The organism is Pseudomonas sp. B35(2017) (assembly GCF_002113645.1).
Lineage (GTDB): Bacteria > Pseudomonadota > Gammaproteobacteria > Pseudomonadales > Pseudomonadaceae > Aquipseudomonas > Aquipseudomonas ekonensis.
The window spans coordinates 121299-133494 of sequence record NZ_NEIZ01000018.1 but is presented as its reverse complement, the minus strand read 5'-3'; the positions used below and the strand labels follow the sequence as shown (position 1 = coordinate 133494).

Here is a 12196-nt window from a genome sequence, read left to right as displayed (position 1 = left end):
CGGTGAGTCATCCTGCGATGATGCCGGCCGATCCGGCGTTTTCGCGGGCAACCCCGCTCGCACTGGGGCCGACCCTGGATTTCAACGAAGTGAACCTGACGCTCGGGCGCACGACGATCCTGGACAACGTCACCTTCACGGTGCGGCCCGGCAGCGTGCACGCGCTGGTCGGCCCCAACGGCGGCGGCAAGAGTTCGCTGATCAAGACCCTGCTCGGCCAGATGCCCCACCAGGGCCGGCTCACCCTGCAGTGGCCCGGCGAGCCCGGCACCATCGGCTACGTGCCGCAGGCGCTGGAGTTCGACCGGGGCCTGCCGATGACCGTCGATGACTTCATGGCCGCCATGTGCCAGCGCCGTCCGGCGTTCCTCGGCCTGAGCCGGCACTACGCCGGGGCCATCGGCGATGCGCTGGAACGGGTCGGCATGCAGGACAAGCGCAAGCGCCGGATGGGCGCGCTGTCCGGCGGCGAACGCCAACGGGTGCTGCTGGCCCAGGGCCTGATCCCGGCGCCGCAACTGCTGGTGCTCGACGAGCCGATGTCGGCGCTGGACGAAGCCGGGATCCAGGTGTTCGAACGCCTGCTCGGCGACTGGCGCGCCGCCGGCATCACCGTGCTGTGGATCGAGCACGACCTGGAAGCGGTCGGCCGTCTGGCCGATCACGTCACCGGCCTCAGCCGCCGGGTGCTGTTCGACGCCCCGCCGCAACAGGCCCTGACCCCGGAACGCCTGCTGACCCTGTTCTCGACCCACCCACGGAGCGCTGCGCAATGAGTTACGAAGCCTTTCGGCTGATGGTCCAAGGCTGGGCCTCCTCCGGTTATCTGCCCGAGGCGCTGGCCTATGGTTTTGTGGTCAATGCCTTGCTCGCCGGCCTGCTGATCGGCCCGGTGCTGGGCGGCCTCGGCACCTTGGTTGTGGTCAAGCGCTTTGCGTTCTTCTCCGAAGCGGTCGGCCACGCCGCGTTGACCGGCGTGGCCATCGGCATCCTGCTCGGCGAGCCCTACACCGGCCCTTACGGCAGCCTGTTCGGCTACTGCCTGCTGTTCGGCATCCTGCTCAATTACCTGCGCAACCGCACCGGCCTGGCGCCGGACACCCTGATCGGCGTGTTCCTGTCGGTGTCCCTGGCCCTCGGCGCCAGCCTGCTGCTGATCCTGGCCGGCAAGATCAACGTGCACATCCTGGAGAACGTCCTGTTCGGCTCGGTGCTGACGGTCAACGGCAACGACCTGCTGGTGCTGGCCATCGTCGGTGCGCTGGTGATGGCCCTGGCCCTGCCGCTGTACAACCGGATCATGCTCGCCAGCTTCAACCCGCAACTGGCGGCGGTGCGCGGGGTGGCGGTCAAGGCGCTGGACTACCTGTTCGTGATCCTGGTGACGCTGATCACCGTCGCGGCGGTGAAGGTCATCGGCGCGATCCTGGTCGGCGCCCTGCTGGTGATCCCGGCCGCGGCCGCGCGCCTGCTGAGCCAGTCGCTCAAGGGCTTCTTCTGGTGCTCGGTGCTGATCGCCACCGTGAGCACCCTGTGCGGGATCCTGGCGCCCATCGTGTTCGACCTGCCGGTGCCGTCCGGCGCCGCGATCATCCTGGTCGCCGGCCTCGCCTTCGCCCTCGCCGCCGTCGCGCGCGGCGTCGTCCCCAGCCTGAAAGGGAACCTCGGATAAATGACTTTTGCATTGCGACGACTGACCCTGGCCCTCGCCCTGTGCGGCGCGGTCTCCACCTCCGTCATGGCCGCCGACGGCACCGGGCCGCTGCGGGTGCTGGCCTCGCTGCCGATCACCTACGGCCTGGGCGAAACGCTGCTCAAAGGCACGGCCGTCAGCCTGGAACGCGCGGCGCCGGCCAACCTGCCGGGCAGCCGCCAGACCGCCTACTTCAGCGGTCGCGGCGCCCCGGCGCTGAGCAAGCTGGCGACCGGCGCCGATGCGGTGATCGGCGTGCGCTCGTTGTGGGCCGATGATCCGCTGTACCCGATGGCCCGGCGCAGCAACATCCGCATCGTCGAGGTCGACGCCGCCCGGCCCGTGGACGGCGCCCTGCCCGGCATCGCCGTGCAGCCGGGCCTCAAGGTCGACGGCCTGAACAGCCAACCGTGGCTGGCGGGCAACAACATGGGGCGCATGGCCGATGTGATGGCGGCGGACCTGGTACGCCTGGCGCCGCAGGACAAGCCGAAGATCGAAGCCAACCTGGCGGCGCTGAAACAGCGTCTGCTCAAGCTCAACGCCGACACCGAGGCGCGGCTGGCGAGCGCCGATAACCTGAGCGTGATGAGCCTGAGCGACCATTTCGGGTATCTGATCGGCAGCCTCAACCTGGAGCTGGCCGGCCAGGATGCACGGCCGGACGCCGAGTGGACGCCGGAGGACCTGAAACGGCTCACCGCCACCCTGAAGGACAACGACGTGGCGGTGGTGCTGCATCACCGCGAGCCTTCCCCGGCGCTGAAGGCGGCGATTGCCGACGCGGGCAGCCGCTTGGTGGTGCTGGGCACCGACGGGGCGGATCCGGTGGCCGAGCTGGAGGGCAATGTGGATCTGCTGCTCAAGGGCTTGAGCGGCACGTAACCTCATCCGCAACCGTGTCATCGTTCATCGCCAGCAGGCTGGCTCCCACAGGGATTGCCGGCGCCTGACCTTTGTGGGAGCCAGCCTGCTGGCGATGAGGCCCAACCGCTCCTGACAAAAACCGCAGGCAAGAAAAAACCCGCTGACCGTCACCGGTCCAGCGGGTTTTTCTTTGGCCGACGGCTTACTGGGCAGCCGCTTGCGCTTCCATCTTCTGGCGCAGGCTCAGCGGACGCATGTCGGTCCAGACCTCTTCGATGTAGGCCAGGCACTCTTTCTTCATGCCGCTTTTGCCCACGGTGCGCCAGCCTTGCGGCACGGCCTTGTAGTCCGGCCAGATCGAGTACTGCTCTTCGTGGTTGACCACGACCTGAAAGAGGATGTCCTCGCGGTCGAATACTGACGTCATGCTGTGTCTCCATCGCTGTAAGGGTGGGCTGCACGAACGGTGCAGCCGGGTATGTAGAAGGAACGTTCGGCGCGGCGAAAAATTTACAGGTCCGCGGTCGCGGCGGCCAAGGCACGGCCAAAGATCCCGGCGACGCGGTCGATTTCCGCTGCGGTGATCACCAGCGGCGGCAGGAACCGCACCACCGCGCCATGGCGGCCGCCCAGTTCCAGGATCAGGCCGCGCTTGAGGCATTCGCGCTGCACCAGCGGCGCCAGGCGGGCGAAGGCCGGCGGGTGGCCCAAGGCGTCCGGCGCCCCCTGCGGATCGACCAGTTCGACCCCGAGCATCAGGCCGCGGCCGCGGATGTCGCCCAGCTGCGGGAAGTCCCGCTGCAGCAGGCGCAAATGCTCGCTCAGGCGCTCGCCCATGGCGGCGGCATGCTCGCAGACCTTATGCTCGACCAGGTAACGCATCACCGCAGAACCGGCGGCCATCGCCATCTGGTTGCCGCGGAACGTACCGGCGTGGGCCCCCGGCTGCCATTTGTCGAGCCACTCGCGGTAGACCACCACCGCCAGCGGCAGGCTGCCGCCGATGGCCTTGGACAGCACCACCGCGTCCGGCACGATGCCGGCGTGCTCGAAGGCGAACATCTTGCCGGTGCGGGCGAAACCGCTCTGGATCTCGTCGACGATCAGCGCCACGCCGGCCTTCTCGGTGATGCGGCGCAGGCCGCGCAGCCACTCGATGTCCGCCGGGATCACCCCGCCCTCGCCCTGCACCGCCTCGACGATCACCGCCGCCGGCAACTGCACGCCGGCCTCGGGATCGTTGAGCAGGTTCTCCAGGTAGCTGAGGTTGGCGTTCACGCCGGCGGCGCCGCCGAGGCCGAACGGGCAGCGGTAGTCGTACGGGAACGGCATGAACTGCACGCCGTTGCTGAGCAGCGCGCCCAGCGGCCGCTTCGGCCCCAGGCTGCCCATCAGGCTCAGCGCGCCCTGGCTCATGCCGTGGTAGCCGCCGGCGAACGACAGCACGGTGCTGCGCCCGGTGGCGGTGCGCACCAGTTTCAGCGCGGCTTCCACGGCGTCGGTGCCGGTCGGGCCGCAGAACTGGATTTTCGCTTCCGCGGCCAATGCCTGCGGCAACAGGCCGAACAGGTCCTGGACGAACCGATCCTTGACCGGGGTGGTCAGGTCGAGGGTGTGCAGCGGCAGCTCATCGGCCAGCACCTGCTGGATCGCCTCGATCACCACCGGGTGGTTGTGCCCCAGCGCCAGGGTGCCGGCACCGGCCAGGCAGTCGATGAAGCGACGGCCTTCGACGTCTTCGACATACAGGCCCTTGGCGCGCTTGAGCGCCAGCGGAATGCGCCGCGGGTAACTGCGGGCGTTGGACTCCTGGCGGCTCTGGCGGGCCAGCAGCGGCGACTCGTTGAACTGGTACAGCGTTTCCGCCGGTTCGTGGCCGGTTTCGGCCGGCGATGTTTCGATTTGGCTGGTGGCGACTGACATCTCTCGACCCCTCAATGCGCTATGGATAGTGACCAAAACTGCACACCACGCAGGTGCGCGTTCCGGTCATGGAGCGCACATGCAGGTTTTCCTGTTCTGGAAACGCTTAAGCGCGTCGAGGATTTACACCCTTGATCGCCGGTCAGGCCGACAACGGCAACCGTTTGTGCATCGGCAGCGCCTGCACGCCGTGGTGGAGCTGGCGCGGCGCCGACTCGCAATAGCCCAGGCGCCGGTAGAAGGCTTCACCCGCGCGGGTGCTGCGCAGTGTCGCGCGGGGCGTTCCGCGGATCCGCAGCCAGCCTTCGAGATCCCCCATCAGCGCCCGCCCGGCCCCACGGCGGAACCACTCCGGCTGCACGTGGCACAGGGTGACATCGCCGCAGGCCGCCGCCATGCCGACCCCGACCGGCTTGTCCTGCAACAGTGCGATGTTCAGGTAGTGCTCGGGATCGGCCAGCCAGGCGCGGATGTGCTCGGGCGATTGCCGACGGATCCAGTGGTCGACCAGTTGCGCGTCGTTGCGGTGGTCGAGGGCGCAACCGACCCGGATCGAGCGCTCGACGATGCGGCTGATCACGCCGGCATCGCGCAAGGTGGCCGGGCAGATGTAGATGGAGGCGTCCATGTCGCGGTTTCCTCAGTCCGTTGAGTCAGGCTGAGCAGGACGATAGCGGTGCGGCGGGCGCATCGCCAATGTGCAGGCGTTACATTTGATGTGCCCGGCGCAACACCATGCGGGAGCCAGCCTGCTGGCGATGACGTCGGTCAAGGCACCGCAAAGGTGCCTGGTTCAAGCCGGTTGCAGCGGCATGGTCAGCTCGACGCGCAGGCCGTCGGGGCGGCTGTCGAAATGCAGGGTGCAGGCGCAGCGCTGGACAATCGCCTGGACGATCGCCAACCCCAGGCCGCAGCCGGTGCTCTGGCCGTTGCGCCAGAAGCGCTGGGTCAGGTGCTGAAGGTCGTCCGAGGCGATGCCGGGGCCGTGGTCGCGCACCACGAAACGCACGCGGTTGCCGCTGGTTTCCAGGCTCAGCTCCACCGGCCCGTCCGCCGGGGTGTGGCGCAGGGCATTGTCGAGCAGGTTGCGCAGGGCCGCGATGGACAGCACCGCCGGCATCTGCAGCGGCGCGGCCGACAACCGCTCCGGCAAGTGCAGCCGGATCCGCTGGCGCTGGTCGCTGGCCGAATCCTGGATCGCCAGTTTCGCCACTTGCTCGGCGCTGCACTGCACGCCGTCATCGAACGACAGACTGCCCTCCACCCGGGCCAGCAACAGCAGTTGCTCCAGGGTGCGGTGCAGCCGGTCGGCGCCCTCCTCGGCCCGGGCCAATGACTGGTCGCGGGCGCTGCCGTCGGTCATGCGCGCCACTTGCAGGTGGGTCTTGATCGCCGTCAGCGGGCTGCGCAGCTCATGGGCGGCGTCGCCGGTCAGGCGGCGTTCGCGCTCGATGGTCTTGCCGATGCGCAGGAACAGCTGGTTCTGGGTTTCGAGCAGCGGTTTCAGTTCGCTGGGGAAGGCCTGGATCTGCAACGGCTCCAGCGAATCGGCGTTGCGCCGCATCAAGGCTTCGCGCAGGCGGTTGAGCGGCGTCAGCCCCTGGCCGATCCCCAGCCACAGCAGGCACAGGCAGCCCAGCAACGCCACGCCCACCGGCACCGAGGCCGCCAGCAGGATCGACATGTTCAGGGCCTCGCGCTCGATCACCCGGTCCGCCGTGGTGATCCGCACATCGCCCCGGGCCAGGGTGAAGGTGCGCCACGGCGCGCCGTCGATCATCTGGTCGTGGAAGCCCATTTTTTGCGCTTCCAGCGCCTGTTCCGGGTTGTTGTGGCTGCGGGCGAGGATCTCGCCGCGCAACGAACTGACCTGGCAGGCCATGCCGCCGGGGATGTTCAGTTGCTCGGCGCTGAAATGGGTGCCCTCGCCCTTGCCCGGCAACGCCGGCAATTGCTCCAGGAGCCCCGCGACCATCCGCGCCGACGCCACCAGGCGCTGGTCGAGGGAGAACATCATCTGGTTGCGCAGGTCGCTGAGCATCCAGGCGGCGGCCAGGGCCCAGATCAGCGCGAAGGCGGCGCCGAGGGTCAGGCTCAGGCGCAGGCGCAGGCTCATCACTTGTCGGAATCTCCGCCGTCGGCCGGGCCCAGGCGGTAGCCCAGGCCGCGCACGGTTTCCACGATGCCTTTGCCCAGTTTGCTGCGCAGGTGGTGGATGTGCACGTTGAGCGCGTTGCTTTCCAGCTCGTCGTTGAACCCGTAGACGCTGTCCTTCAACTGCTCGGTCGACAGCACCCGGCCGCGGTTGTGCAGCAGGGCCTGCAACAGCGACTGCTCGCGCCGCGACAGGTCCACCGGCCGCCCTGCGAGGGTGGTTTCGCGGCTGCTCGGGTCGTAGGTCAGCGCACCGTGCTCGATCAGGTTGACGCTGCGCCCCGCCACCCGCCGCAACAGGGTCTGCAGGCGGGCGAACAGTTCGCGCAGGTCGAAAGGCTTGAGCAGGTAATCGTCGGCGCCGGCCTGCAGGCCGTCGACCCGGTCGGTGACCGAGTCCCGCGCGGTGAGGATCAGCACCGGAATCTCCAGGCCCTGCTGGCGCAACTGCTGCAACAGCTTGAGGCCGTCTTCGTCGGGCAGGCCGAGATCCAGCACCATCACGTCGAATTCCGCGACCTTGAGCATCGCCCGCGCCTTGGAGGCGGTGTTGACGTGCTCGACGGTCAGGCCTTGGGCCGTCAGCCCCGCGACGATGCCGCTGGCGATCAACTCGTCGTCTTCGCAAACCAGTACGTGCATGGTGGATCCCGTAGAAAAAGGCAGATTAGGCCGCCGGCCGATTAAGCCGACATTATGCCCCGAACGCCGCACCGACAAGGGCGCGGCGGTTAATCATCGGTTAATCGCCGCGCGCCACTGTGCACCTCAATTGCACAGGGACAAGGCTCCTCCATGCGTCATTTCTTTCTCTTTTTTGCGTTGCTGATCTCCACGCTGGCCCAGGCCGGCAACAATCCGTTCGACGCCAAGCCCGAGTTCCTGCCGGTCGACAAGGCGTTCGTGCTGACGTCCGAACGCTTGGAATCCGGCGAAACCCAGCTGTTCTGGCAGATCACCGACGGCTATTACCTGTATCAGAAACGTCTGAAATTGGATGGCCTGAGCACCGACCGGCAACCGGCCCTGCCCGAGGGCGAGTCCCACAGCGACGAGTTTTTCGGTGAGCAACCGGTGTACCGCCAGGGCCTGGAGCTGAAGATCCCGGCCGACGCCAGCGGCCAGATCAAGGTCAGCTATCAGGGCTGCGCCGACGCCGGCCTGTGCTATCCGCCACAGACCCGGATCATCGACCTCGGCGGTCAGGCGACTGCGGCCACGGGCACCGAGGCGCCGGATCAGGCCCTGGCCAGCGGCCTGCAGCAGCGGGCGCTGGGCTGGAGCCTGCTGGTGTTCTTCGGCCTCGGGCTGTTGCTGGCATTCACCCCGTGCTCGCTGCCGATGCTGCCGATCCTGGCGGGCATGATCGTCGGCAGCGGCGCCACCCCGCGACGCGGTTTTGCCCTGGCCGGCAGTTATGTGATCTGCATGGCGCTGGTCTACGCGGCGATGGGCGTGGTGGCGGCCTCGCTGGGCGCGAACCTGCAGGCGTGGTTGCAGAACCCTTGGCTGCTGGGGGCCTTCGCGGCGATTTTCGTGGTGCTGGCGCTGCCGATGTTCGGGTTCTTCGAGCTGCAGTTGCCGGTGGCGTTGCGCGACCGGCTGGAGCACGCCTCGCGCAGCCGCACCGGCGGCAGCCTGATCGGTGCCGGGGTGCTGGGGGCGTTGTCCGGCCTGCTGGTCGGCCCGTGCATGACCGCACCGCTGGCCGGCGCCCTGCTCTACATCGCCCAGAGCGGCAACGCCGTGCACGGCGGGCTGATCCTGTTCGCCCTGGGCATCGGCATCGGTGTGCCGCTGCTGGTGCTGGTGACGGTGGGCAATCGCTTCCTGCCCAAGCCCGGCGCCTGGATGAACCTGCTCAAAGGCGTGTTCGGTTTCCTGTTCCTGGCCACCGCGCTGCTGATGCTGCGTCCGGTGCTGGATCCCGTGCTGTGGCTGGGCCTGTGCGGCGCCCTGCTGCTGATCGCCGCGTACAGCGCCTGGAAACAGTCCGAAGGCTTCGGCCGCGTCGCCCATGTGTTCGGCGCCGGTTCGCTGCTGTTGGGCCTGTGGGGCAGCCTGCTGGTGGTCGGCGCGGCCGGCGGCAGCGACGATCCGTACCGGCCGTTGCAGGTCTACAGCGCCGGACGCGACGGTGCAGCGGCCCCCGACAGCCACGACGCCTTCACCACCATCAAGGATCCCGCCGCCCTGGCCCGTGAGCTGGATGCGGCAAAGGCCCGGGGCCAGTGGGTGATGCTCGACTACTACGCGGACTGGTGCGTGTCGTGCAAGGTCATGGAGAAGCAGGTGTTCGGCCAGGCCCGGGTGATGCAGGCGTTGAGCGACGTGCGCTTGCTCCGGATCGACGTCACCGCCGACAATGCCGCCAGCCGCGAACTGCTCGGCCGCTACAAAGTGCCGGGACCGCCGAGTTTCGTGTGGATCGGCGCCGACGGCGAAGAGCGGCGCAGCCGGCGCATCACCGGCGAAGTGAGCGCCGACGCCTTCCTGCAACACTGGACCATCACCCGAGACGCCCGTTAATGCTGACCTTCACCCTCGGCACCTTTGCCATCGCGCTCAACCACCTGCTGCTGATCAGTGCATTGGCGCTGGCGACGTTCGTCGGCTGGCGGGTGGCCAAGCGTGGCGGGGACAATCCCGAGTCGGCGCTGTTCAGCCTGTTCCTGCTCGGCCTGCTGGCGGCGCGCATCGCGTTCGTGGTCGTGTACTGGGGCCATTACCGCAGCGATCCCTGGCAGATCATCGACCTGCGCGACGGCGGCTTCCTCGCCTGGCCGGGGGTGATCGCGCTGCTGCTCGCCGCCCTGTACCGCGGCTGGCGCCGGCCGGGCCTGCGCCGCCCGCTGGGCTTCGGCGTGGCGAGCGGCGTGGGCTTCTGGCTGCTGGCGACCTTGGCGCTGGGCATCTATGAACAAGGCACGCGCCTGCCGCAGATCACCCTGCGCAACGCCGCCGGGGAAACCGTGGAACTGACCGACTACCGGGGCGGGCCGCTGGTGATCAACCTGTGGGCCACCTGGTGCCCGCCGTGCCGGCGGGAAATGCCGGTGCTGGAGAATGCCCAGCAGCAGCGCCCGGATCTGACGTTCCTGTTCGTCAACCAGGCCGAGAGCATGCAGAGCGTGGCCACCTTTCTTGAGACCCAGGGCCTGAGCCTGAACAACGTCCTGTTCGACCGCAGCGGGCGCCTGGGCCAGGCCGTGGGTTCCATGGCCTTGCCGACCACCTTGTTCTACAGTCCGGACGGGCGCCTGCTGGGCAGCCACCTGGGCGAACTGTCGAACGCCAGCCTGGCCCGCGCCCTGGAAAACTTCGACACCCCCGATTCGAACCCGAACGCCGCACCGGCCACCTCTGCAAGGAAACTGCCATGCCCCGCCTCCGCCACCTGCTGACGCTGACCCTGGGCGCTGCCCTGCTGCATCTGCCGTCCGTGCAGGCCGCTGAAGAACTGCCCGACGCGATCAAGAAGATCGAAGCCAAGGGCGCGAAGATCGTCGGCCGCTTCGACGCCCCGGACGGCCTGCGCGGCTATGCGGCGCAGTACCAGAACCGTGGCATGGCGCTGTACCTGACGCCCGACGGCAAGCACGTGCTGCTGGGCAACCTGTACGACGCCGACGGCAACGACCTGAGCAGCGAGCCGCTGCAGAAGCTGGTCTACGCGCCGATGGCCAAGGAGATCTGGGGCAAGTTCGAGGCGAGCAACTGGATTCAGGACGGCAACAAGGACGCCCCGCGCACCGTGTACCTGTTCAGCGATCCGAACTGCCCGTACTGCAACATGTTCTGGGAGCAGGCCCGTCCCTGGGTCAAGGCCGGCAAGGTGCAGCTGCGCCACATCATGGTCGGCATCATCCGCGAGGACAGCCCGGGCAAGTCCGCCGCATTGCTGGCGGCCAAGGATCCGGCCAAGGCCCTGGAAGACCACGAGAAGGCCGGCAAGGGCAGCTCGCTCAAGGCAATGAAGGACGTCCCGGCGGCGGTGCAGGCCAAGCTGGAGGCGAACATGCAACTGATGGACGAGCTGGAGCTGCAGGCCACCCCGGCGATCTTCTACATGGACGACAAGGGCGAGCTGCAGCAACAGCAAGGGGCGCCGGCGCCGGACAAACTGGCGAAGATCCTGGGGCCCAAGTAACGCCGGCTTTTGCAGGCAGCGCCGTTCACACATTGTTCTGCGGTGAACGCAGGCTCTGCATTCACCCGAGACTTCCTGTGGGAGCCAGCCTGCTGGCGATGGCGGTGGGTCAGGCGACGGTGATGCTGGCTGTGCCGGCCTCATCGCTGGCAAGCCAGCTCCCACAGGTTTGGCGGCGACAGGTTCTGCAGACATCCGAGATTCCCTGTGGAAGCCGGCCTGCTGGCTATGGCGGTGGGTCAGGCGATAAAGATGTCGGCTGTACCGGCCTCATCGCGGGCAAGCCCGCTCCCACAGGTTCTGGAGGCGGCCGCAGATTCCGCATACATCCGAGATTCCTTGTGGGAGCCAGCCTGCTGGCGATGGCGGTGGGTCTGCCAACGGTGATGCTGGCTGTGCCGGCCTCATCGCTTGCAGGCAAGCTCCTACAGGTTTTGGCTGCGGCACGAAACCGGGCCTAGCGGTTGCGCTCGCTCAGGAACGTGAACAGCACCTCGGTCACGAACGCCGGGTTCTCCAGGTTGGAGATGTGCCCCGCCTCCGGCACCAGCACGCACGGGCAGCCGATCAGCTCCGCCATTTCCTGTGCCTCCGTCGGCGGACGCGGTTTGTCCTGGTCGCCGCACACCACCAGCGTGGTCGCTGCATCCAGTTCCCCCAGACGCGGCAGCAGATCATCCCGCCCGAAGGTGATGCGCCCCATCGGCACGATGCTTTCGCGCAGGCGCTGCGGCGAGTAGCCCGCCAGTTTCGCGCGAAAGTCCTGGTACAGCGCCGACGCCTTGTCGATGCCCGGGCGGAAGAAGATCGGCACGACGATGTCCAGCAGTTGCTCGGAAATCGCGCCGCTCTCTTCGATCTGCTTGAACAGGGAGAAGTAGTACTGACGGGTCGGCTCCGGCTCGACGCCGACGTAGGTGTCCATCAGCACCAGGCCGTTGAGCCGCTGCGGCGCCGACAGCGCCAGGCGCACGCCCCACATGCCGCCCACCGACAGGCCGGCGAGGGTGACCCGGTCGATGTCCAGGTGATCGAGCAGCGCCAGGGCCTGGCGGGCGATGTCGTCCAGCGACGCGGTGCCTTCGGGCAAGCGCCCGGACTCGCCGTGACCCCACAGGTCTAACGCGATCACCCGGTAGTGCGGCGACAGCGCGGCGATCTGCGGCGCCCACATGGCCTCGTCCCACAGGTAGCTGCCGGCCAGGAGCAGCGCCGGGCCCGAGCCTTGATCCGTGTAGTGCAGCGCTTGTCCGTCCACCGTGAAAAAGGGCATCCATCACCTCCGCGAGAAAAAGAGAACCGGCAGACTGAGCTGCCGGTTCGTTGTCGTCAACCTTGGAAATGTACGGCAATGTACAAGACGGTTTTGCGGTGGTTTTGCAGACGCCATCGCCAGCAGGCTGGCTCCC

12 protein-coding genes are annotated in these 12196 nt (G+C 67.8%); 6 read left to right on the top strand and 6 right to left on the bottom strand.

What is annotated here, in order from left to right; genetic code table 11:
* Positions 1 to 20 precede the first annotated feature (20 nt).
* The 3 genes from CAG41_RS23700 to CAG41_RS23690 are packed head-to-tail and all read left to right on the top strand — an operon-like array spanning position 21 to position 2578.
* Complete coding sequence (locus CAG41_RS23700) at positions 21 to 776, top strand: metal ABC transporter ATP-binding protein (protein ID WP_170930053.1); 756 nt, start codon at positions 21 to 23, stop codon at positions 774 to 776.
* Positions 773 to 1672, top strand: coding sequence for a metal ABC transporter permease (locus CAG41_RS23695; protein ID WP_085577915.1), 900 nt, complete (start codon positions 773 to 775; stop codon positions 1670 to 1672). The genes CAG41_RS23700 and CAG41_RS23695 overlap by 4 nt, the downstream gene beginning before the upstream one ends.
* Positions 1673 to 2578 (top strand): metal ABC transporter solute-binding protein, Zn/Mn family, encoded by a 906-nt coding sequence (locus CAG41_RS23690; RefSeq protein WP_085629873.1) that lies wholly within the window; start codon positions 1673 to 1675, stop codon positions 2576 to 2578.
* 184 nt (positions 2579 to 2762) lie between these two features.
* On the opposite strand, the gene CAG41_RS23685 is transcribed toward CAG41_RS23690, so the two are convergent.
* The 5 genes from CAG41_RS23685 to CAG41_RS23665 form a co-directional block, all read right to left on the bottom strand.
* Positions 2763 to 2987 carry an MbtH family protein gene (locus tag CAG41_RS23685; RefSeq protein WP_085577917.1) on the bottom strand — a complete coding sequence of 75 codons (225 nt, stop codon included), beginning with the start codon at positions 2985 to 2987 and terminating at the stop codon, positions 2763 to 2765.
* An 83-nt stretch (positions 2988 to 3070) separates the two neighbouring features.
* Positions 3071 to 4483: an aspartate aminotransferase family protein gene (locus tag CAG41_RS23680; RefSeq protein ID WP_085707535.1), complete on the bottom strand. Its 1413-nt coding sequence runs from the start codon at positions 4481 to 4483 to the stop codon at positions 3071 to 3073.
* 142 nt (positions 4484 to 4625) lie between these two features.
* Positions 4626 to 5111: a GNAT family N-acetyltransferase gene (locus CAG41_RS23675; protein ID WP_085577919.1), complete on the bottom strand. Its 486-nt coding sequence runs from the start codon at positions 5109 to 5111 to the stop codon at positions 4626 to 4628.
* Positions 5112 to 5276: 165 nt separating this feature from the next.
* Complete coding sequence (locus CAG41_RS23670) at positions 5277 to 6599, bottom strand: ATP-binding protein (RefSeq protein WP_085695145.1); 1323 nt, start codon at positions 6597 to 6599, stop codon at positions 5277 to 5279.
* Positions 6599 to 7279 (bottom strand): response regulator, encoded by a 681-nt coding sequence (locus CAG41_RS23665; protein WP_085577921.1) that lies wholly within the window; start codon positions 7277 to 7279, stop codon positions 6599 to 6601. The genes CAG41_RS23670 and CAG41_RS23665 overlap by 1 nt, the downstream gene beginning before the upstream one ends.
* A gap of 153 nt (positions 7280 to 7432) precedes the next feature.
* Between CAG41_RS23665 and dsbD the strand changes: the two genes are divergently transcribed.
* The 3 genes from dsbD to dsbG are packed head-to-tail and all read left to right on the top strand — an operon-like array spanning position 7433 to position 10787.
* Positions 7433 to 9166, top strand: coding sequence for a protein-disulfide reductase DsbD (gene dsbD / locus CAG41_RS23660; RefSeq protein ID WP_085640444.1), 1734 nt, complete (start codon positions 7433 to 7435; stop codon positions 9164 to 9166).
* Positions 9166 to 10041: a TlpA disulfide reductase family protein gene (locus CAG41_RS23655; protein ID WP_085707534.1), complete on the top strand. Its 876-nt coding sequence runs from the start codon at positions 9166 to 9168 to the stop codon at positions 10039 to 10041. Before dsbD ends, CAG41_RS23655 begins: the two co-directional genes overlap by 1 nt.
* On the top strand, positions 10017 to 10787 hold the full coding sequence (gene dsbG / locus CAG41_RS23650; RefSeq protein ID WP_085577924.1) for a thiol:disulfide interchange protein DsbG: 771 nt from the start codon (positions 10017 to 10019) through the stop codon (positions 10785 to 10787). The genes CAG41_RS23655 and dsbG overlap by 25 nt, the downstream gene beginning before the upstream one ends.
* Before the next feature lie 457 nt (positions 10788 to 11244).
* On the opposite strand, the gene CAG41_RS23645 is transcribed toward dsbG, so the two are convergent.
* Positions 11245 to 12060 (bottom strand): alpha/beta fold hydrolase, encoded by an 816-nt coding sequence (locus tag CAG41_RS23645; protein ID WP_085577925.1) that lies wholly within the window; start codon positions 12058 to 12060, stop codon positions 11245 to 11247.
* Positions 12061 to 12196: the final 136 nt, after the last annotated feature.

Bases quoted from the DNA above. Each gene is read 5' to 3' on its own strand.
- CAG41_RS23665 (WP_085577921.1), bottom strand. From the start codon at position 7,279: ATGCACGTACTGGTTTGCGAAGACGACGAGTTGATCGCCAGCGGCATC.
- dsbD (WP_085640444.1), top strand. From the start codon at position 7,433: ATGCGTCATTTCTTTCTCTTTTTTGCGTTGCTGATCTCCACGCTGGCC.
- CAG41_RS23655 (WP_085707534.1), top strand. From the start codon at position 9,166: ATGCTGACCTTCACCCTCGGCACCTTTGCCATCGCGCTCAACCACCTG.
- CAG41_RS23645 (WP_085577925.1), bottom strand. From the start codon at position 12,060: ATGCCCTTTTTCACGGTGGACGGACAAGCGCTGCACTACACGGATCAA.
- CAG41_RS23670 (WP_085695145.1), bottom strand. From the start codon at position 6,599: ATGAGCCTGCGCCTGCGCCTGAGCCTGACCCTCGGCGCCGCCTTCGCG.
- CAG41_RS23700 (WP_170930053.1), top strand. From the start codon at position 21: ATGCCGGCCGATCCGGCGTTTTCGCGGGCAACCCCGCTCGCACTGGGG.
- CAG41_RS23690 (WP_085629873.1), top strand. From the start codon at position 1,673: ATGACTTTTGCATTGCGACGACTGACCCTGGCCCTCGCCCTGTGCGGC.
- CAG41_RS23675 (WP_085577919.1), bottom strand. From the start codon at position 5,111: ATGGACGCCTCCATCTACATCTGCCCGGCCACCTTGCGCGATGCCGGC.
- CAG41_RS23680 (WP_085707535.1), bottom strand. From the start codon at position 4,483: ATGTCAGTCGCCACCAGCCAAATCGAAACATCGCCGGCCGAAACCGGC.
- CAG41_RS23685 (WP_085577917.1), bottom strand. From the start codon at position 2,987: ATGACGTCAGTATTCGACCGCGAGGACATCCTCTTTCAGGTCGTGGTC.
- dsbG (WP_085577924.1), top strand. From the start codon at position 10,017: ATGCCCCGCCTCCGCCACCTGCTGACGCTGACCCTGGGCGCTGCCCTG.
- CAG41_RS23695 (WP_085577915.1), top strand. From the start codon at position 773: ATGAGTTACGAAGCCTTTCGGCTGATGGTCCAAGGCTGGGCCTCCTCC.